Below are 21,360 nucleotides of genomic sequence, written 5' to 3'. Positions count from 1 at the left end.
TCGATAGCGGAAGACCCGTTCCGCTTGAACGTGGGGGACGCATCCTGGTCGACATGTCCGTGGGAGCGGTCAGGTGGGTGCGTCACCGACCAAGGGTTGTTCTGAAATCGACCATGCCGCACATCAAACGTGACGGCTTCGACGCAATCCCTGCGACGAGGCGTTTGCGTTGCGCTCTCGTATCCGAGTGCGACGTCGGATCGGCATTTGACTTGCAACACATCCGGACGGAATGCTTGAGAGGACAACACGCATGAGCAACTGGATTCACGATATTCTTGATCAATTTGGTCTTGTCGGCGTCGGTCTGATGATGCTGGTCGAGAACATTTTTCCACCCATCCCGTCTGAAGTGGTCATGCCGTGGGCCGGCTACGCCGTCAGCCAAGGTGACCTGTCGTTTATGGGCGTGGTCACAGTGGGTAGCGTCGGTTCCTTTCTCGGTGCCCTGTTGTGGTACCTCTTCGCCAACTGGTTGGGGCAGGAACGATTGACCGCGTGGGTGCAGCGGCACGGCTGGTGGCTGACTCTCTCCTGTTCCGACATCGAGCGAATGGACAAGTGGTTCGAGCGATGGGGGCATTGGGCGGTGTTCAGTTGTCGAATGATCCCGGGGTTGCGAACCCTGATCAGCGTGCCGGCGGGATTTGCCGCCATGCCGATCGGGAAATTCTGTCTGTACACCGCGCTGGGAACGGTGCTCTGGACCGCGCTGCTGGCCGCATTGGGGTGGTGGTTGGCTGATCATTACGAGCAATTGGTGGCACCGTTGAGCTGGGTGAGCACTGTCGTTGTTGCCGGTCTGTTTGTTTGGTGGCTGGCCCGGTTCGTCAAAGACGGGTGGGGCCGACACGTGGCCAAGCCGTGATGAAACGCTTTGTCTGCAACCTCGCCGATCCAAAACTTTGCATCTGAAACGATTTAACCATAGGAGCTAACGAGCATGTCAAACTTAGACACGGCCAAATCAATCGAAATCATCTCCCTCGATTCTCCGCAGGTCGAGCGTATCGCTGACTTTGTCCGCGATGGCATCGACCTGGATTCGCCACCGCACACGGTCCAGTCGAGTTCGTTCTGGCAACGAATCAACGGTGCTGAAACATCGCTTTGGATCGATAGCGGAGACATCGAGTCGATCGATCGGCTCTGGAACGAACAGTTCAGTGGGCTCACGACCAACAACACGTTGTTGAACCGCGAGATTCAAAACGGAATCTATGACGACCTGATTCCGTCGGCTCAAGACGTGGTTGGCAACCTGTCCGAACAAGCGTTGGTGCGCGAGATCGCATTCATCCTGAATGTCCGTCACGCGTTGCGGTTGGTCGAGCGGTTTCGCTGCGACGTGAGTGTCGAACTTCATACCGATGTCGCCAACGACAGCGAAGCGACCTTGGCTTATGCGAGACGCTGTCATCAGATCTGTCCCGAGTTTTTTGTCGTCAAGGTGCCGCTCACACCCGCGGGCCTGATTGCGATCAAGCAACTCCGTGACGAAGACATTCGTGTCAATTGTACGCTCGGGTTCAGCGCCCGGCAGAACTACGTTGCCACCGCACTCTCGCGGCCGTCGTTCGTGAATGTGTTTCTGGGGCGATTGAACTCCTATGTCGCTGAGAATCAATTGGGCGACGGAAATCTGGTCGGAGAGAAAACGACGTTGGCCAGTCAAGGCGAAGTCGCGACGTTCACCCGCGGCTTGCCAACGACCGACACGCGACAGATCGCCGCCAGCCTCCGCGACGCTTCGCAGTTGCCGCGTCTGGCCGGTGTCGATGTGATCACGATGCCTACCAAAGTCGCTCGCCAGGCGGAGGAGGCACTGCAGGATCCGTGGCAATCTCAACTCCACGACACGTACGATGTCTATCTCGATGACAAGGTTGATCCTGAAACGGTGCAATTGGAAAAGTTGTGGGCGGTGCGAAAGATCGAGCGGTCGTTCGTGCAGAAGGCGATCCTCTCCCCTCCGACGGATGCTGCGGAGTTGAGGTTGATGGCCGCTGATTACGATCTGGAAGACTTGTTCCCGGTGATGGCGGACGAGGAGTTGAGCACGATTGCCGAAGACGGAAAGATTCCCAACCACCAACGCTGGCAAGAGCGGATCGTCCGCGGCGACATCGCGATTGACAGTCTGATGACCTTGGCGGGGCTGGCGTCGTTTGCGGACGCTCAAGCTAAACTGGATCAGCGGATTTCAGAGCACCTGCGTTGATTTGACGCACGCGTTGCCGTGTAAAACCGACCGAGCCAAGTTGCGGGAACAATTTCCATCGTCCCTTGCAATCGCTGGACATGATTTGTCCAGAGCGATCATAATAGGGGAAGCGTTCCATCGATTAGCCATCCCCAGCGAAGGAGACCCATCCATGCCAGGCCACGTCTACAAAAAGATCGAGATCACCGGGACGTCCAAAACATCCATCGAAGACGCCGTGGCAAATGCAATCGCTCAGGCGTCCAAGACCGTGCGTGAGATGCGTTGGTTTGAAGTCACCGAAACTCGCGGCGACATCATTGAAGGCAAAATCGGTCATTGGCAAGTCACCATCAAGATCGGCTTCACGCTCGAGCAGTGAACGGGGGTCCAAAAAATAGATAGCCTGTCGAGTGCGGCGCCTTCTAAAATGCTCTCCGTTTCGGGTCAGCAAGAAAGTGGCGTAAGCGTCCAGCTTGCGTTTCACGAGTGAAACGAGACGGCAAGCTGGAAGCTTACCCCACCGCTAGCCTGTCATCTCAGCATCGACCGACAATCGAGCTACAATAGGCCGCAGCCTACCAACCTCGACCCGCCGACTGTGTGACCACGATGCTGCGCCAAAGCAATTGCCTACTCGGCTGTTTTCTGTTCTTGATCGCGATTTCAACCGCTGTGGCGCAAGATCACGGTGACGCCCGCCCCGTCGTGGGACTCCGTGAAAATCCCCCGGACCGTGTGTTTTTGAAGGACGCCCGGGTTGTTGTTCAACCCGGTCAGGTCTTGGAATCCGCGTCGGTCTCGATTCAGGGTACGACGATCGTTGCGGTGGGCACCGGTCTCACCCCTCCGGACGGAGCCCACGTCATCGACTGCACCGGAAAGTCGATCTACGCCGGTCTGATCGATGGCTATGGGGAAGTGGACACGCCGGAGCCGCCGACCGGCGGTACCGGACACTGGAACGGAAACGTGCTGCCACGGCGTGCGGCCGCAACGGCGATCCAGTCGGTCTCGGATGTCGCGGCATCGCGGACGCAAGGCGTGACCATGCGGTTGATCGCGCCGCGGGGGGCGATCGTCAAGGGCTCGAGTTGTTTGGTGTTGCTCGATGGGAACAGTCGCGTCAGCCTGGTCGATGATGACGTCGCGCAGCATCTACAGCTGACCGTGCCGCGCGACAAACGCCGCGACAGCTATCCGAATTCGCCGATGGGGGCGATCGCACTGCTGCGTCAAACGCTGGCCGATGCGGATTGGTACACGCGGGCGTGGCAAGCCTACACCGCCAAACCCGAATTGCCGCGACCAACCCGCAACGACGACCTGGCCCGTCTGGCCGATGACCGAACCGATGGCCTGTTTGTCATCGATGCGCCCAATGAACGGATGGCATTGCGGGCCGAGCAGATCGCCGGCGAGTTTTCGCTGGATCTGTTGATCCGTGGTTCGGGGCGGGAGTATCGCGACTTGAACGCGATCGCCGACACCGGCCGTCCGCTGTTGATCCCCGTCGATTTCCCCGACGCACCCGATGTCAGCTCCGAAGCGGCGGCCGACGATGTGACGACGCTGGAATTGATGCACTGGCATTTCGCACCTGAAAACCCCGCCTTGCTGGCGTCGGCCGGTGTGACGTTTTGCTTGACTTCGGATGGGCTGGACGATCCCAAGTCGTTTCTGAAAAACATTCGCGCCGCCGTTGAACGTGGCTTGTCGGCCGATACCGCCTTGGCCGCGGTCACGACCACACCGGCGCGCCTTTTCGGTGTCGACGAAATCGCCGGTCGAGTCCGTGCCGGTTCGCTGGCCAACTTGATCGTGACCGAGGGAGACCTGTTCGACAAAGAGGGCAAGGTCTTGGAGACCTGGGTGGCGGGAAAACGATTCGAACACGACGCTGCGTCCAGTCCGCAGCCCGACGCGTTGGAGGGAACTTGGAAAACAAAGGTCAGGGTCGATGGAAAACGTATTCCGGTCCGATTGGAATTGAAACGGGAAAAGAAGAAGTGGTCCGGCAACGTGATCAGCGAGAACCCGCCCAAAACACAGCCCGACAAGAAGAAGGACGATTCGGACAACAAGGACAGCGACCAGGCCTCGGCCAGACTGAACAAGGTCACCCGTGCCGTCGATCGCTTGACCGCCTGGGTGGATCTGAGCGGTGCCGACAGCCGAATGCCCGCCGGACCGACGCGGATCACGATCGTCAGTGTCGCCGAAGCGGACGCGTTGAACGTGTTCTCGACTCTAACGATGCCCGATGGGACGCCGCAAACGCTGGACTGGCAACGTGCCGAGGTCGCCGAGAAAGATTCTGTGGAATCGGACGCGGACGATCAGGAAGGCGACGAAGACGAAGATTCCGACGATGAGAAATCCGACTCGGAGCAAGCCGACGATTCGCTCTTGGATGAAATCGCCATCACGTACCCGCTCGGCGGACTCGGCGTGACCGAACCCGTACCCGTTGCACCCGCCGTTCTGTTTCGCGGCGCGACCGTTTGGACGTGCAGCGATCGCGGCGTGCTTGAAAACACCGATGTGTTGGTCGTCGCGGGCAAGATCAACGCCATCGGTGTTTCGCTGAAGCCGCCCAAGGACTGCGTGATCGTCGATGCAAGCGGCAAACACCTTTCACCCGGGTTGATCGATTGCCACTCACACATGGGCACCGACGGCGGTGTCAACGAATCGGGGCAAGCGGTGACGGCGGAAGTTCGCGTCGGCGACTTCATCGACAACAGCGACATCAATGTCTACCGTCAACTCGCCGGAGGATTGACGACGTCTAACATCTTGCACGGATCGGCCAATCCGATCGGCGGGCAAAACCAAGTCATCAAGTTGCGCTGGGGCGATGGCATGCAGGCGATGAAGTTTGCCGAGGCCCCGGCGGGCATCAAGTTCGCGCTCGGGGAAAACGTCAAACGCAGCAACCGATCCGAGTCACCGACTCGCTACCCGGCCAGCCGCATGGGCGTCGAACAGTTGTTCCGCGACAGGTTTCTGGCTGCGAAAGAATACGACGAACAGCATCGGCGTTGGCGTAGCGGCCGCCGCGACGGATTGCCACCGCGGGTGGACTACGAACTCGACGTGGTGGCAGAGATCCTCCGCGGCGAACGTTGGATTCACTGCCACAGTTATCGCCAAGACGAGATCGTGGCGCTGTTGGATTTGCTGGACACATTCGACGTCACCATCGGGACGCTGCAACACATCTTGGAAGGTTACAAGGTCGCCGACCGTATGAAACAGCACGGTGCGATGGCGTCGGCGTTCTCGGACTGGTGGGCGTACAAGTTCGAAGTCTACGACGCGATTCCTTACAACGGGGCGATCATGCATGACGTCGGCATCGTCGTTTCCTTCAACAGCGACGATCGCGAACTGGCACGGCATTTAAACACCGAAGCCGCCAAGGCGGTTAAATACGGCGGCGTGCCGGCGGAGGAGGCATTGAAGTTCGTGACGCTCAATCCGGCTATGCAACTGCGGATCGACGACCATGTGGGTTCCATCGAAATCGGCAAAGACGCCGACGTTGTTTTATGGAGCGGGCCGCCATTGTCGACGCTGTCGCGCTGCGAGCAGACGTGGGTTGACGGCCGGAGGATGTTTTCACTGGAACAGGATCGCGAGCGTCATCAGCGTGATGCGCGTTGGCGCTCGTTGCTGATCGGGAAAATACTCGACAAGGGTTTTGGACGCTCCAAAGGAGGAGATGAAGAGATCGAAGAAGAAGATCGCTGGTTCAGGTACGACGAGTTTTGTCACGGGCACGACCACGACGACGAACAAGACCAACACGCCGGACACAACCACGGGGGAGTGCAACGATGAATCAACGCAACTCAACGCGCGGCGACGCCTCGCAAGACACTTTTACCTTGTTCCCAGGCTCCGCCTTGGAACACACTGTCATGGAGGCTCCCGCCTCCAGGCCGCCATCGGTGCGTGGCGGGAGCCACAACGGGCTAACGTTGCCAGGCGAATCCTGGGGACGAGTTGAAGACGATGGTTGGGAGGCGGAGCCTCCGGTGCATTGCGTTGCCAGGCGGAGCCTGGCAACGAGGACGCACGTCACGCTCTTGCCCGGAAGGGCGAGCGAAGCGAATGGAGGTCGAACCGTGAATCGCCACTCACCGATCCACCGTCTGGCGACGGTCGCTGCGATGATCCTTTGCTTCGCCGGCACCGCCGCCGCCCACGACCAGATCCCCGGCGCTCCGCAAACCAAACCGATCGCGCTGGTCGGCGGGACGATCCATCCCGTCGACGGCAAACCCATCGACAACGGCACCGTCGTCTTTGACCAAGGCAAGGTCACCGCGGTGGGGAAAAAAGTGACGTTGCCGAAGGGATGCAAGACGGTCGACGTCGCCGGCAAACACGTCTATCCCGGGTTGATGGAATCGCTGTCCAACATCGGACTGGCGGAAGTCAACGCGGTGCGTTCCACCATCGATACCGACGAGGTCGGAGACGAAAACGGAAACCTGCGGCCTTGGGTCGCGGTCAATGCCGACAGCGAATGGATCCCGGTCGCCAGGGCCGGAGGCGTGCTGCTGGCGTCGATCGCGCCCAAACGCGGGGACATCCGCGGCCAGTCGGGCGTGATTCAATTGGACGGCTGGACGTACAAGGACATGCTGATCAAGGGCGATACCGGGCTGGTGGTCGACTGGCGCGGCTACGATTCGCGCAAAAGCAACGAAGCGGATCGGGCCAAGGATCGTGATGAACGATTGAAAAGACTTTCGGATCGATTGGAGACCGCGGCTCGCTATGCGATCGCCCGGCAGGCACGCCCGGACGCGACGCCGACGGATTTGCGTCTGGAAGCGTTGGTGCCGGTGCTGGAAGGCACGACGCCGATGATCATCGACGCCGATTCGCGACGTGAAATCGAAGCGGCGGTTTCGTTTTGCGTTTCGCGCGGGATCCGACCGATCATCTATGGCGGCTATGACGCACCGCTGTGTGCCGCGATGCTGAAGCAATACGACGTGCCGGTGATCGTCCACGCGACGTATCGATTGCCACTGCGACGGTATGATCCCTATGACCACCCCTACACGCTGCCGCGTCGGTTGATGGATGCGGGGATTCGTTTCGCGATCGGTGGTGCGGGGTCGGGCAGTCCCGGTGGCGGGGCGGCGGCCAGGAATTTGCCGTACCATGCCGCCGTCGCGGTGGCGTACGGGTTGCCGGCCGATCAAGCGATTCGGGCGATCACGCTCGCGCCGGCGGAGATCATGGGCGTGGGCGATCGCGTCGGTTCGATCACGGTCGGCAAAGACGCCACGTTGATCGTCGTTGACGGCGATGTCTTGCAGACCGAGTCCCATGTCACCGCGGCCTACGTCGCCGGCGCGGAAGTCGACCTGGGCAGCAAGCACAAGACGCTGGCGGAGAAGTATCGCCGCAAGTATGAGCAGCCGTGACAAACGTGGGAGTGAACGGTAGGGCATGCTGTGCATGCCAATTGTCACGCACAGCGTGACCTACCCAGCAACTCGTTCCAAGGCTCCGCCTTGGAGCGCAATGTCGGTGTGGCTTCCGCCACACGCGGTTGGGGTTAGGAGGCAGGAGCCTCCGTTGCAGTGTGTTCCCAGGCGGAGCCCGGGAACAAGTGGAAACTCGTTCCAAGGCTCCGCCTTGGAGCGCAATGTCGGTGTGGCTTCCGCCACACGCGGTTGGGGTTAGGAGGCAGGAGCCTCCGTTGCAGTGTGTTCCCAGGCGGAGCCCGGGAACAAGTGGAATGACAGGCTGGAAGCCTATCCCACTACTTGCGCCAGGGTTCTCTTGCGTTGGCGGTGACTTCGGCGTCCAGCTCTTCCATTCGGGAACGCATCGACGCGACGAGTTCTGGTTTTTCCGCAGCCAGATTCGTTTGCTCGCCGATGTCTTGTGACAAATCGAACAACAAAATCTCCGGCGGGGGCACTTTGGCGTTGGGCCGATTGCGTGGTGGGGTTTTCTTCTTGACCAGCAGTTTCCATTTGCCTTTCCGCAGCCCTTCGATGGCGCCTCGCGAGGTGTAGTACAGGTACTCCTCACGCGGCGTTTGGTCCCAGGTTCCGGTCAACAGTCCCGAGACATCCATGCCGTCGATCTTGCGGTCTTTGGCAAGTGGCGATTCGGTGATCGCGGCGATGGTGGGCAGCAAGTCGATGGTGCCGACAAGTTCGTCGCATTCGGTTCCGGCGGGAATGCGGCCGGGCCCCCACATCACGCAGGGCACCCGTTGGCCGCCTTCGAACGTCGTGCCTTTGCCGGCCCGCAACGGTCCGGCCGAACCGCCGTGGTTTTTAAATTGCAACCAGGGGCCGTTGTCGGACGTGTAGATCACGTAGGTGTTGTCGGCCAAGTCCAGTTCGCGAATCGTGTCCATCACCCGTCCGACTTCGGCGTCGATGTGCTCGATCACGCAGGTGTACGCGTTTTGCGGATCGGGGTCATAAACATCTGCGGGGACATACAGCGGAATGTGCGGCATCGAATGCGGCAGGTACAGGAAAAACGGGGCGTCTTGATTGGTTTTGATGAAATCGACGGCTCGGTCGGTGTAGCGCCGCGTGACGGTGCGTTGATCGACCGGCAACTCGACGATCTTTTCATTTTCCATCAGCGGCGTGTTCCACAACGTGATCGCACTTTCCTGATTCTTCCACAATTCGTCCGACGGCACCCGGGGCTTGCCCTGGTTGTCCGGATGGTTCATGTCGTTGGAGTAGGGGATCCCCAAGTAGGTGTCAAACCCGTTTTGCTGGGGCAGCGTTTCGGGATGATGTCCCAGGTGCCACTTGCCGAAGCATGCCGTTGCGTAGCCTTGGGCTTTCAGGTGGTCGGCGATGGTGTGTTCGGTCGGATTGAGTCCCTTGGTCGACGCGGGAAACAAGACGTGTTGGTGCATCCCGACGCGTTTGGGGTAGCATCCGGTCAGCAGGGCGGCCCGAGACGGGGTGCAGACCGGGGAGGCGACCATGAAATTGGTGAACCGTCGGCCTTCGGCGGCCATCCGATCGATGTTCGGCGTTTTGATCTTGGTCGAGCCGAAGCAGCCCAAGTCGCCGTAGCCCTGGTCGTCGGCGAAGATGATCACAAAGTTCGGTTTGGTGTCCGCCGCATCGAGATAGCGCGGCAGGAGCAAGGCAAAGCAAATCAGCGCAAAGCGGATCGCGGAGACACGGGGCATGGTTCGTTCTTGGTGGGCGGGAGGTTCATTTTCAGCACCTGGACTTCACGGTGCGAGTGAAAGAACCCAACAGGATAGACGAAATCGCGGGCATGAGTGGGCGGTCCAGGTGCCGCCACGGGGCCTCAGCGGGCTGTTGATTGATTCGGGATCTGCTGAGTCAATGGTGAGCCGCTGGCCGTAAGGCCTCGGGCGGCCCCCAGAATGCCCGGCCGCTTACGCGTCACGGCTCACTCAATCAACAGACCGTCAACCAGTGGCGGGCGGTTGTGTTTGCTCCCCGTCACGCGCCGCTCGCTAACGCTTCCCGCTGGGATGTGCCGCTCGCTAACGCTTCCCGCTGGGATGGGGGGCTCGTCCATGACGGATCGCGTCACCAGATCTCGCTCATCGGGACCCGCACCTGGGGATCGATCGTCGGGCAGAGCGGATCCGAAACCGGCTGCATTTGGTAACCGCCTGATTGCAGGACCCACTGTTCAATCAAGTGCTCAAACGGGTCGGCGATCCAGTATTCCGTCACCCCGACTCGCTCGTAGAGTTCCTTCTTTAGCTTTCGATCGTTGTCCGAGCTCGATGGCGAAATAATCTCGACGATCAGATCCGGTATGCCCTTGATCTTGGTCGGAGTGATCATCTGGGTTTTGGCGTTAAGAATGACGACCAGATCCGGCTGGACGATGTCGTGTGCCGTCAATTGAACATCAACAGGAGCATCAAAAACGAGCCCCTTACCTGCCAGTTCGAATTGGGTGTAAAGCTGATACTGCAGTCGCTTGGAGACGGTTTGATGATACGTGCTCGGAGCAGGATTCACGTAGTGGTCTCCATCGATGATTTCATGACGGCGGCCATCATCGGGGAAACCCACGTAATGTGCATAGCCCAATTTGCCGGGTGTTTCCGTTTGAAACGACATCGAAAATTCCAGTTGTTTCGTGCTGATGATCGGAATACCGATGATCTTACTCTCGCCGAGTTGGCGTCGCAAACCAATCGGAATCCGTTGTCGCTTGGAATCTGTCGACGGTTTCGGGGCGACCCTCCCCTCGCTTCGCTCGACCCTCCCTGCCTGGGAGGGTGACTTTAAGTGGGAGCATGAGCGTAGGCTGTCAGGTATCGTTGATCCTGGATCGACAGGCTGGAAGCCTATCCCACGGTTGACAGGCTGGAAGCCTATCCCACGAACGACAGGCTGGAAGCCTATCCCACGAACGACAGGCTGGAAGCCCAGGGCTGTAAGGGTATCGCGTGACCGCGATTTTTGTGTATTCCCGTGTTTTACGCTACACGGAGGTTCGCGATGTCATCGAAAGTTTTTGATCGGTTTGTAACCAAGGCACCATTTGCTGTCATGACCAGGGCGCTCACGCAGGACTTTATCGGGAGCGATTTGCAACTGGTTTTCGATAACAATCGAGAAAAGCAGTATGAGTACCTCGCCACATTCCAGGCAGTGGCGATGACGGTCGCTGACGTGGCCTTGGATTTCAGCGAGAATTTCAATCAAGCCTACAAGGAGCACAAAGAGAATCTCGACGTTTCTCGACAGTCATTCTATGCCAAAACCAGAGGCATAGAACCAGCGGTAAGTGAGTCGCTCGTTTCGCACGCGGCAAAGCGGACTATCCAAATGCAAGACGCGATGGGGTTCACACCCTGGGAATTGCTTCCAGGTTATCGTTGCTTGAGTATTGATGGGAATGTCTTGGCGAAGTCTGACAAAAGATTGAAAGACCTTCGAGACGTCAAGGGTGCACCGTTGCCGGGTAAACTAGTCGCGAGGTTTGACCTACAGCGACAGGTGTTTGACCGCGCGTACGTGCTGCTTGACGGCCACGCGCAAGAGTCGACGTGTTGCGATCGGATCGTGGATGATATCCAGCCGAATGATGTCGTAATTGCGGACCGGCATTATTGCATCGTCCCATTCCTCAACAAACTCGCTCAATCCAAAAGCTTCTTCGTGATCCGCCAGCACGGGCGTTTGAAAGGCGTTTTACTGGGAAAACGCAAACGCATTGGCCGCAGCAGCACAGGCGTAGTCTACGAACAAGCGTTGAAACTATCTGCTGCCGAAGATGCCATGGTGGTTCGCCGAATCACTGTCATATTGGACTCGCCAACGCGAGATGGCGACGAAGAGATTCACGTGTTGACGAATCTTCCCGCCACAGTTTCGGCTAAGGACGTGGCAGAGGTTTACCGGCATCGCTGGGAAGAAGAAACCGCGTTCAATATTTTACAGATGACGCTCACTTGCGAGAAATCAGGTGTCGGTCATCCCAAAGCAGCAACGTTCCTGTTTTGTATGTCGCTGCTCGCGTTCAATCTTCGACAAACCATCTTTGCGGCTTTGTTTGCGACCCATGACGAATCAGAGGTGGAAGCGATCAGCCACTTTCACGTCTCAAAAAATGTCTCCGATAAAACCGAAGGGATGTTGATTGCGATCACCGAGGACGAGTGGGCAGAATTGATTCCGACGACAATCAAAGGCCTCGTCGCGATGCTGAAGAAGATCGCTCGGACGATCGACCTAAAGGAGTACAGAAAATCGGTCCGCGGCCCGAAGAAGAAAAAGCCGCACCGATCAAGGAATGTAGCCTCGTCTCATGTTTCGACCGCGAAACTGCTAGGATTGACCTAGCAGGATACCCTTACAGCCCTGGGCTGGAAGCCTATCCCACGAACGACAGGCTGGAAGCCTATCCCACTGTTAGTGCTTGGCGTCCGGGGACTCGACGGTCACGGCCATCACGATCGGTGCGGTGTTGTCGGGGCCTTTGACCAGTTCGATCGTTTCGATCACGTCGTGCTTCTTCGGCATGACGGCCAGATAACGAATTTGTTGTCCGCCGAGGGCAAACGCGAATTCACTCTCGGGGACATCGACGCGATGAATGTAATCGGCGAAGTGGACGCCGTTGACGAGTTCGTGGTCTTCGGTTTCACCGCCCGCATAGTGCAATCGCACGATCATCGACACCGTCTTGCGGCGATCGTAGGGGAAGCTCCAACCGCCGACTCCGCTCAGCAAATGAATCGCTTTGGCGGGGCTGTTGCACGGCAGCGAAACCGACTTGGGCATCTTCGGCGGCAAGGGGCCATTGGGGCCGTGCAGCAAGATCAGGTTCGGCTTGGTCTTACCGAGCGGATCGGTCAACAGGAAAGGAACATCTTTGAACGTCTTCGGTTTCCAGTCATCAAACACCATCCGATCCGGGCCGTTGTCCGTCATGCTGAACAGGCCCTTGGTGCTGACTGCGGTGGCGAATTTGTCCAGCGGCAGTGGAACGAATTTGCCCCGTTGGGTGAGGAATTCCAACAAATCAGTCATCGATTCGGGGGAGATCGATTTCTCGAATCCTTCGGGCATGATCGATTTGGTCGACATTCGCAACTGTTCGATGTCTTCGCGCAACACGCTCTTTTTCTTGCCTTCGGTGTCGATCAACTCGACGGCCGTCCGCGATTCGGAGGCCAGCATCCCCGTCAGCACGATTCCATCAACGCTCAGCAGGCTGTATGCCCTGAAGTTGCCTTCGACGTTGCGGCTGGGATCGAGGATGTGCGTGAGCAATTCCTTTTTGGGGTGAACCGCCATCCCGGTCAGGTTGGGGCCGATCGCGACGCCGAGGTCACCGTGGACATGGCACTTGGAACAATGTTCTTTGAAGACCGCCAGCCCCTTGTCCGCGTCACCTTGTCGCTCGGTCGTCACGAGGTATTTGTCGAGAACTTGCTGTCGATCGGCGTTGGGCAGCGAGCCGCCTTGTTCAAACAGTTTCTGGGCGCGGCGTCGAAGTTGACGGTCCGGGTGCGCCGCGAGCGATTGTTTTTGATCGAGCGCCAGTTCATCCAATGACACATCGCCCGACTCGGCGGCGTCCAACAGGGCGGCCGTCGACGACGGGCGTTTAAGCAATTGAGAGAACGTCGCTTTTTTGAGCGCCGGCGTCATGGTTGCCAAACGGTCGACCAGTTCGGCACCGATCTCATCCCAACGACTCTTTTCCAAAGCGGCGATGATTCCCAACGAGACTGATGGCGGTGTCTGGGGCGTGACTTCATCGAGCAAGTCCATCACGACGTCGCCGTCATCCTGCAAGAATTCGACCAACTGGGCTGCGGCAGCCATGCGGTCCGCTTCGGCAGCCTTCGAATCACGAACCACGTCCAACAATCCGTCAGCGATCTCTTTACCGTAGCGTGAAAAACGTTTGCTGCCCCAGCGGGTTGCCAGTCGAACCAGCAAGCCCTTGGATCCCGGCGAGACTCGATCGACCAGTTTCTCCAAGTCGGCTTCGATGGTTTCGTCGAGCGCGACCGATTGCCCGGGTTTCCAACCTTGACTGAATCCTTGCAACACCGCTTCGACGATGGCGGGATTGGCGGCGTTCAACGCGGCCAGCAATGCGGCCGCGTCCTCGTTGTCACCACCGCGGGCGTGGTGTTCGCCGACGATCGTGATCAGTTCGATGGTTTGATCGGACACCTCGGCGACGGACGCCAATGATTTCAGAAACGGACCGCTGCTGTTGGCCGCGGCGCTGGTCAGCGCATCGCGTGTCCAGCGGTCTGCCATCGAGACCGGATCGGTGGTCACCGCCGTCAGCGCCGTTGCGGCGTTGGATCGGGTCGGTAAATCAGACAGGGCCAGCAACGCGGCGACCCGCACATGGGCGTCTCGATCGGCGAGCAGGTTGGCGTCCAGGATCGCTTGGGTCGAGTCGACCGACGGGGGCAGCACGGCGACGGCGTTGCGACGAACACCGGCCGAAGGATGCCGGAGCGCGGAGACAACGGCTTGATGGGACGCTGCGTGGTCACCGTCCAGCAAGCCCAGACCGTGCATCGTCCAGAGGGCATGGATGGCGCCGACGTTCAAGCCGATCTCATCGACCTGCTGGTCACGCACCAGTCCGATCAACGCGTCGGCAACATCGCGCTGGCCGCGTTCGACCAACAACCGCTGGGCGTGTTTGCGAACCAGCATGGTCGGGTGGGTGAGCGCGGCAACGAGTCCGGCCGCATCGGCTTTAGACAGATCGGGTACGGGGGCGCCCGCAGACCCATCCGGGACGACGCGGTAAATCCGACCGTGCTTTTTGTCTCGCAGTTCGGTCTCGTACGCACGGCCCTTGCCGGTTTTAAAACCTTCCGGCGTCGGGTTGTGCTGCACGATGTAGTTGTACCAGTCGATCACCCAGACCTGGCCATCGGGGCCGACTTCGGCCATGATCGGAGCGGTCCATTCGTCGTCGCTGGCCAGCAAATTGAAGGGGCTGGTGGATTGGAAACCACTGCCCTCGCTACGGAGTACAAAGCTGCCGACCAGGTGTCCGGTCGGACCGTTGACGAAGGCGACACGGTTCCAGTATTCGCGGGGGTATTCGCGGGCGGTGTAGAGGGCGTGACCGGCCCCGGCGGTGTATCCGCCGTGATGATCGACCTGCCGCACCTTGTCGGTGATCGGTTCGAAATCATTGGTGTCGGCGATCGACTGCAGCGTCAACGACGGCGTCCAACCGCGGACGCGTTCGTAGTAGCGGTTGGGGATCGGCATGAACACGCTCGGGCAACCGTTGGCCGTCGAACCGAAAATCAATCCCTCTTCGCTGATTCCCAGCCCCCAGGTGTTGTTGTTGGTCGAACGGATGAATTCGATTTCGCTGCCGTCGGGACGCATGCGAAAGAATCCCATTCGAAACCGCTCGGTTTGGCCACCCGCGACGGGCTGGGAATTGTTGTACCCCTGCATGGCCCAAATCCAGTTGTCCAGACCGTATTGAAAGTTACTGACTCCGCCATGGGTGTCGCCGAGATCCCATCCGGAAACCAACACACGATGTTCGTCCGCCCGATCGTCACCGTCGGTGTCTTTCAGGTAAAGCGTCTCGACCGCGTTCTGGACGATCACGCCACCGCGAGAAAATGCGATGCTGGTCGGGATGCTGAGGTTTTCGGCGAACACCGTGAACGTGTCGGCCCGGCCGTCGCCGTCGCTGTCTTCGCAAATGCGGATACGATCGCGTCCCGTGCCGGGCGGTTGCAGTTCGTTGGGATAGTCCATGGTCTCAGCGACCCACAACCGTCCACGCTCATCCCAGGCCATGCAGATCGGCTTGCCACCGAGTTGCGGTTCGGCAACGAACAGTTCGACGTGAAAGCCTTCCGGGACCACCAGGTGTTGCATCGACGCTTCGGGCGTGAGCGGTTTTTGCATCAGGTTCAATGGTTTTCCCTGAACGCCCCACTGCTTCGACGGCGTGTAGTTGGGGATCTGGCCACCGACGTCGACGTATTCAAATTCTGCCGCGTCGCTGGGAATCTTCGTCATCGCGGGGACGGGAAAGGCTTGATCGGCCAGGTAGGTGCCGGCCGCCGAGGGGTCCCGTTTCGCCGCCCAGCGGATCCCGCGTTCGACCAGGTTCTGGAATCCCGGGTTCGTCCAGGTCCGCGAGTCATGTCCCCAAGCGGTATAGAAAACGCGGCCTTGTCCCTCGGTCCGAATCCAAGTCCATGGTTCGCGACCTTCGGCGTCGGTGCGGTATTCCAAGACGGTGCGGTTTTTGTCGTTGTGCAAATGATGCACGTAGGTCTCGTCCCAACTCTGGAATCCGCCGTAGCCCTTCATCAGTTCGTGGTTGGGCGCGGCGACTTGGGAGCGAAAGACGCCGGTGCCGTGACGCTGGAACTGGGCGCCCATCAAGGCGACGATTTCGGGGGCGTTGCGAAAGCAGTACGTCGCACAGTGCAGCGGCACAAATCCGCCGCCGCCGCGGACGTAATCCAAAATGGCGTCGGCCTGGTCGGCAGCGATTTCGTCGATGTTGGCGTACACCGCCAGGACGTCGTACTGATCCAACTTGGCAGGCGTCAAATCCGACATCTGGTCGGTGTATGTCATCGCGATGCCGCGCGTCCGCAAGACCGGTTCGAGTTCGCGGAATCGGACGCCGGGTTGATGGTGTCCGTTGTCACCGAGAAACAGCACCTGGATGTCGTCGCCGCAGGACGACTGTCCGGGCAAGAGCATCGCGCTGGCGATCAGGAGACTGAAAAAAGACGTCAGGGTTTTCATGGGCGGATGAGTCAACCTGCTTGGACAATTCGCAGTGACTGGATGGGGAGACGGGGAGAGAGAGGACCGTGAGGTGCCTACAGTGTACGCGTCGCCGCCGCGGAGGGTATGTATTATTGCGCACTGGCCCTGTGGTATTTTACGTTAAGAGAGAGGCCTGGAGCGAGCGCCGGACCGTCAAAAATGTTGCAGCGAGCCAGAGTGTTGGGGGAGAGGGGGATTCCAATCCATCGTGACACGTACGGGCAGAGAAGACCCGACAGCAATCACGCCTCAAAATGATCGGCGATTTAGCACGTCAATCGATGTGAAGCGTCTCAGTGCTGAGCCCCTCACCCCCAGCCCCTCTCCCCAAAACAGATCGCGGTCAACGTCACTCTGCGAACAAATGTCTTTCGCACGATCTGTTTTGGGGAGAGGGGAGCCATGTTCCAAATGATGCGTCTTCGTACATGCAAAACGGTCGATGGCGCGGGCAGCGTCGGTGAGCCGAGCGCCATCGATCGAGTTTCACGCGCGAGCGATAGTCGGGTTGCGAGTTGATTCATAGAGCTCCCAAACTCGCGCCGTGGACTCTTCTTCAATAGGCCAGGCTGGAAGGCTATCCCACGTAGTTTCCGCTGGTTGCTAACTTGTGCGTCAGGAACCTGTCTCTTCGGGATCGACCGTCAGGGCTTCGTGGGCGACGGGCAGGTCGGGCAGGTCCAGGACCTTGGGCTTGCGAATCCGCCGCGTCTTTTTGGGGATCAGGCCGCGCATCAGTTCCAATTTTCCGAAGCACAGCAGCCGATCGCCGGCCATCAGTTCGCGGTCGGAGCGTGGGTTGGGGATGACGGTCGAACCGCGGTAGAGTGTCAGCGCGTTGATGTCTTTTTCACGCAGTCCCGAGGACTGGACGGTCTTGTTGACGAACTCGGATCCTTCGGGGATATGGATTTCGGCCACACCGTAACCGCGGCTGACGGTCAGTCGTTGCCGCAAATCGATTTCGGGGAAATCGACTTGGGCGGCGATGTAGTCGATAATCGAACCGGCGATGTCCAGTTGGGTGCAGTGCTCGATCCCCTCCAGTCCCGGGGAGGAATTGACTTCCATGATCTGGGGACCGTCTTTGCCTTCGAGCATGTCGACGCCGGCGACTCTCAGGCCCATGATTTGGGTGGTTCGGATGGCGGCCTCGCGGTAGTCGTCGGCCAGATCGACCGGTTCGGTCACGCCACCCCGGTGCACATTGCTGCGAAACTCTTGGCCTTGGGCGACACGCCGCATGGCGCCGACGACTTGGTCCCCGACGACGAACGCGCGGATGTCTTTGCCCTTGCTTTCGGCAACGAACTTCTGGATCAGCACGTTTTGCTTTTGGCTTTGCAGCAGTTCCACAATCGCCTCGGCGGCCTTGACCGATTCGGCCAACAGCACCCCGATGCCCTGGGTGCCTTCCAACAGTTTGATGATGACCGGGGATCCGCCGACGCGTTCGATGGCCGGCAGGACGTCCCGTTTGTCGCGAACGAAGGTCGTTTCGGGGATCCCGATCTGGTGTCGACTGAGGATTTGGAGGCTGCGGAGTTTATCGCGGGAATTGGAGATGCCGGCGGAGGAGTTGGTGGTGAAGATGTCCATCTGTTCGAACTGCCGCACCACGGCGGTTCCGAACTGGGTGATCGAGGCACCGATGCGTGGCAGCACGGCGTCGTAATGGGACAGCTGCTTGCCGCGAAAGAACAGATCGGGTTCGGCGGGTTTCAGGTCGATCGCGAACTTCAATGTGTCCAGGACTTTCACCTGGTGACCGCGTTGGATGGCGGCCTCACGCAGTCGGCGGGTGCTGTAGCAGCGGATGCTTCGCGAGAGGATTCCGAGTTTCATGGCGATGCGGTCGGGGGTTGGGAGTCAGGGTCAGTTCGGATCGACGATTTGGATGTTGGTCGAGAGATGTTCTTGGGCGGTCCGTTGCACGTCGTCGGCTTGGGAGTGTTTTTCGACACGGCGGGCGCTTTTGGCACCGGCGAGTCGTCCGAGGTGAACGACGGGCTCGCCGGGCTGGACCGCGGGCAGGGTCGACATCCCGATCACGATCCCGTCAAAGGGCGCGATCAGTTGGTTCTGGTCTTGGTGCACCAGCGTGCTGTTGGTCGCGATCGGCTGTCCGGCGGTGACGGTGCTGCCGGGGGAGACATGCAAGTCCATGAATCCGCCGCGTTCGGCGCGAATCCACTTGGTTTGTTTGATCTTGACCTGCCCGATCGGCAGTTCGGGCTCACCCTCCATCATCTCCAGGTGTTTCAGCACGTTCAGGACGCCGCGTTTCATGCAATCGACGATCGACGGTTCGACTTTCCAGACTTCGCCACCCTCGACCACGATCGTCGGACAGTCCGCCAGGGTCGCTTCGCGGCGCAACGACCCTTTGGGGCCCTTGCCATCGAGAATCACGCCGGCGCCAAAGGCTTCGGCCAATCGCATGCAGTCGGGGTTGCGAAAGTCGGCTCGAACGTTCGGGTAGTTCGTTCGCCGCACCGCGGCGGTGTGCAGGTCGACTCCGTAGTCACAGCGGCGTACGATGGCATCAAAGATCACCTTGGCCATCCGTGTCGCCATGCTTCCGCTGGCGTTGCCGGGAAAACAACGGTTCAGATCCCGGCGGTCGGGCAAATAGCGTGAGTGTCGCTCGAACCCCAGCACGTTCAAGACCGGAATCAGGACGACCGTGCCCGCGGTGAGTTTCAGATCGTCGTCGGCGATCAGGGACCGGATGGCACCGGTGCCGTTGATTTCGTCGCCGTGGAGGGCGCCGGAGACAAACACGGTCGGGCCGTCGCCAAGGCCCCGAATCACGCGCAGGGAAATCCCAACATCGCGACTGCTGTAGCTTTCGGTGATCAACAATTCCGAGTTGACTGATTCGCCTGGGGCGACGGACTTGCCGAACCAAGATTGGCTGGAAGAATGAGATGAACCTGAGACCATTGGGGTGACGATCGCAAAGCGCGCGGCTTTCAGTGAGTAGGGGGCAAATCATCTTCTATTATAGGGCAGCGGGTGCATACTTTGCAGCGGGCGTTTCTTTCCGTCGCGGGCGGTCCACCGCTCGCCGTTGCCGCCGGATGCACGCTACAGTGATGCGAAGCTGAAACGACGAGCGACGACAAAGGCATGGCAAAACGAACTGACTACCCCATCTCCAGCGATGCCCCGCGACTTCGAGTCGGAAGCCGTTTGGGAAAATATCGGCTCAACCGACGGATCGGACAGGGAGGATTCGCCGACGTCTACGCCGCCACCGATACCCTGCTGTCGACCAAGGTGGCGCTGAAAATCCCGAATTCACGCTGGGTCACGCCCGAACTGATCGACGAGTTTCGCCGTGAGGTCAAGTTGACGATCGAGCTGGATCATCCCAACATCCTGCCGATCCGTGACGCCCGGTTCATCGAGGGGCATTTTGTCATCGTGTCGCCGCTGGCCAAACGAACGCTCAATGATCGATTGGCCAAGCGAATGCGGTTCGAGCTGGGCTTCGAATTGATGTCGCAATTGCTCGAAGCGGTCTCCTACGCCCATTCGATGGGCGTGATTCATTGCGACATCAAACCCGAAAACATCCTGCTGTTCGATGACGACTGGTTGCGGCTGGCGGATTTCGGCATCGCCAAGGTCGCCCAGCAAACGATCAACGGTTCGGGCACCGGGACGCTCGGCTACATGCCGCCGGAGCAGGCGATGGGAAAACCGTCGACCCGCAGCGATGTGTTCTCGCTCGGCTTGATCGCCTACCGCCTGTTCTCCAGCAAGTGGCCGGAGTACCCCTTCGACTGGCCGTTTCCCGGTGCGGCGACGATTCGCAAACGCGTCCATCCGGACCTGATCGGCATCATCCGCAAATCCGTGGCCGTCAAGCCGCGCGATCGGTACGCCGATGCCGGTAAAATGGCGTCGGAGTGGGAGAAATCGCGGATGAAAGCGATTCGCCACGTTCTTCGTAAACGAAAATCGAGTTAAATCGTTTCCGGACGCCTTGTTTCCACACCGCCGCCCAAGGGCTCCCGTTTGCTCCCCGACCATTCACCATCACCGACTCGGCTCTATCTCGAAAGCGAGATGGGCGAACCAGAGGTCTTCGACCACGGCCAAGGCCATGTGTTGGCGTTTGCCCGCACCTGCCCCGGCAAACAAGACCCCAATGACGACAGCGCCGCGATCATCCGCACCTTGGATGACGGATTGGTGTTGGCCGTCGCCGACGGCGTGGGCGGTTCCCCGGTGGGGCACAAGGCGTCGGCGATTGCCATGCAATGTCTGCTCGAGAGCGTCTCGTCCCAATCCGTCAGCGGTGACCTCAGACCGTTGATTCTTGACGGCATCGAGCGGGCCAATGCCGCCATTCTGGAACTCGCGATCGGGGCCGCGACCACTCTGACGGTGATCGAAGTTCAGGATCGCGTCGCCCGCGGGTACCAGGTCGGTGATTCCATGGCCCTGGTCGTCGGACAGCGTGGTTTGGTCAAGTGGAAATCGACGTCCCATTCACCGGTCGGCTATGCCGTCGAATCCGGGCTGATGGGCGAAGACGAAGCGATGCATCACGACGATCGACACTATGTCTCCAATCTGGTCGGTTCCAAGAGCATGCACATCGAAATCGGTCCGACCGTTCGTCTGGCCGCGCGCGATACCGTCTTGCTGGCAAGCGATGGGCTGTTCGATAACTTGCATCTGGATGAGGTTTGCGCGCTCGCCCGGGTCGGCCCGCCGATCAAGCGCATGCGATCGCTGGTCGATCAGGCGACCGATCGGATGCACTCCGAGCACGGCAAGCCGGATGATCTGAGTCTCGTGATGCTGACGCCCTAGCGTGGGCGATAA

The 21,360-nt window shown here is 59.4% G+C and carries 13 protein-coding genes; 8 read left to right on the top strand and 5 right to left on the bottom strand.

Annotated elements, in window-relative coordinates; genetic code table 11:
• Positions 1 to 253: 253 nt before the first annotated feature.
• The 5 genes from Enr13x_RS33330 (at position 254) to Enr13x_RS33310 (ending at position 7,653) form a co-directional block, all read left to right on the top strand.
• Entirely contained in the window at positions 254 to 868 is a 615-nt protein-coding gene (locus Enr13x_RS33330) for a DedA family protein (RefSeq protein ID WP_145391187.1), read from the top strand.
• Positions 869 to 943: 75 nt separating this feature from the next.
• Positions 944 to 2,221, top strand: a complete 1,278-nt coding sequence (locus tag Enr13x_RS33325) for a transaldolase family protein (protein WP_145391186.1) — start codon at positions 944 to 946, stop codon at positions 2,219 to 2,221.
• Between the two features lie 154 nt (positions 2,222 to 2,375).
• Entirely contained in the window at positions 2,376 to 2,585 is a 210-nt protein-coding gene (locus Enr13x_RS33320) for a dodecin (protein WP_145391185.1), read from the top strand.
• A gap of 230 nt (positions 2,586 to 2,815) precedes the next feature.
• A complete protein-coding gene (locus Enr13x_RS33315; protein ID WP_231743931.1) occupies positions 2,816 to 6,049 on the top strand; it encodes an amidohydrolase family protein in 3,234 nt (1,077 codons plus the stop codon).
• 287 nt (positions 6,050 to 6,336) lie between these two features.
• The gene (locus Enr13x_RS33310; protein WP_197455541.1) at positions 6,337 to 7,653 is read left to right on the top strand and encodes an amidohydrolase family protein; all 1,317 of its coding nucleotides are present in this window, start codon (positions 6,337 to 6,339) and stop codon (positions 7,651 to 7,653) included.
• A gap of 341 nt (positions 7,654 to 7,994) precedes the next feature.
• Here Enr13x_RS33310 and Enr13x_RS33305 read toward each other — a convergent pair whose 3' ends face one another.
• On the bottom strand, positions 7,995 to 9,407 hold the full coding sequence (locus Enr13x_RS33305) for a sulfatase family protein (RefSeq protein ID WP_145391182.1): 1,413 nt from the start codon (positions 9,405 to 9,407) through the stop codon (positions 7,995 to 7,997).
• 373 nt (positions 9,408 to 9,780) lie between these two features.
• Positions 9,781 to 10,326: a Uma2 family endonuclease gene (locus tag Enr13x_RS33300; RefSeq protein ID WP_145391181.1), complete on the bottom strand. Its 546-nt coding sequence runs from the start codon at positions 10,324 to 10,326 to the stop codon at positions 9,781 to 9,783.
• A 435-nt stretch (positions 10,327 to 10,761) separates the two neighbouring features.
• On the opposite strand from Enr13x_RS33300, the gene Enr13x_RS33295 reads away from it, so the two are divergent.
• Entirely contained in the window at positions 10,762 to 12,057 is a 1,296-nt protein-coding gene (locus tag Enr13x_RS33295) for a transposase (protein ID WP_197455540.1), read from the top strand.
• Positions 12,058 to 12,126: 69 nt separating this feature from the next.
• Here the strand turns inward: Enr13x_RS33295 and Enr13x_RS33290 are convergent, their stop codons facing one another.
• The 3 genes from Enr13x_RS33290 to Enr13x_RS33280 all read right to left on the bottom strand — a co-directional run bounded on the left by Enr13x_RS33290 (position 12,127) and on the right by Enr13x_RS33280 (position 19,464).
• Positions 12,127 to 16,449, bottom strand: coding sequence for a PVC-type heme-binding CxxCH protein (locus Enr13x_RS33290; RefSeq protein WP_449337458.1), 4,323 nt, complete (start codon positions 16,447 to 16,449; stop codon positions 12,127 to 12,129).
• A gap of 684 nt (positions 16,450 to 17,133) precedes the next feature.
• On the bottom strand, positions 17,134 to 18,363 hold the full coding sequence (gene rimK, locus Enr13x_RS33285; RefSeq protein WP_145391179.1) for a 30S ribosomal protein S6--L-glutamate ligase: 1,230 nt from the start codon (positions 18,361 to 18,363) through the stop codon (positions 17,134 to 17,136).
• A 30-nt stretch (positions 18,364 to 18,393) separates the two neighbouring features.
• Positions 18,394 to 19,464 carry a succinylglutamate desuccinylase/aspartoacylase family protein gene (locus tag Enr13x_RS33280; protein ID WP_145391178.1) on the bottom strand — a complete coding sequence of 357 codons (1,071 nt, stop codon included), beginning with the start codon at positions 19,462 to 19,464 and terminating at the stop codon, positions 18,394 to 18,396.
• 186 nt (positions 19,465 to 19,650) lie between these two features.
• On the opposite strand from Enr13x_RS33280, the gene Enr13x_RS33275 reads away from it, so the two are divergent.
• Entirely contained in the window at positions 19,651 to 20,496 is an 846-nt protein-coding gene (locus Enr13x_RS33275) for a serine/threonine-protein kinase (protein ID WP_145391177.1), read from the top strand.
• A gap of 99 nt (positions 20,497 to 20,595) precedes the next feature.
• Complete coding sequence (locus tag Enr13x_RS33270) at positions 20,596 to 21,348, top strand: PP2C family protein-serine/threonine phosphatase (RefSeq protein ID WP_145391176.1); 753 nt, start codon at positions 20,596 to 20,598, stop codon at positions 21,346 to 21,348.
• Positions 21,349 to 21,360 lie beyond the last annotated feature (12 nt).

It is taken from the genome of Stieleria neptunia (assembly GCF_007754155.1).
GTDB classification, from domain to species: Bacteria; Planctomycetota; Planctomycetia; order Pirellulales; family Pirellulaceae; genus Stieleria; species Stieleria neptunia.
Note: the sequence above shows the minus strand (reverse complement) of the source record. Positions and strands in the feature narration are given on the sequence as shown.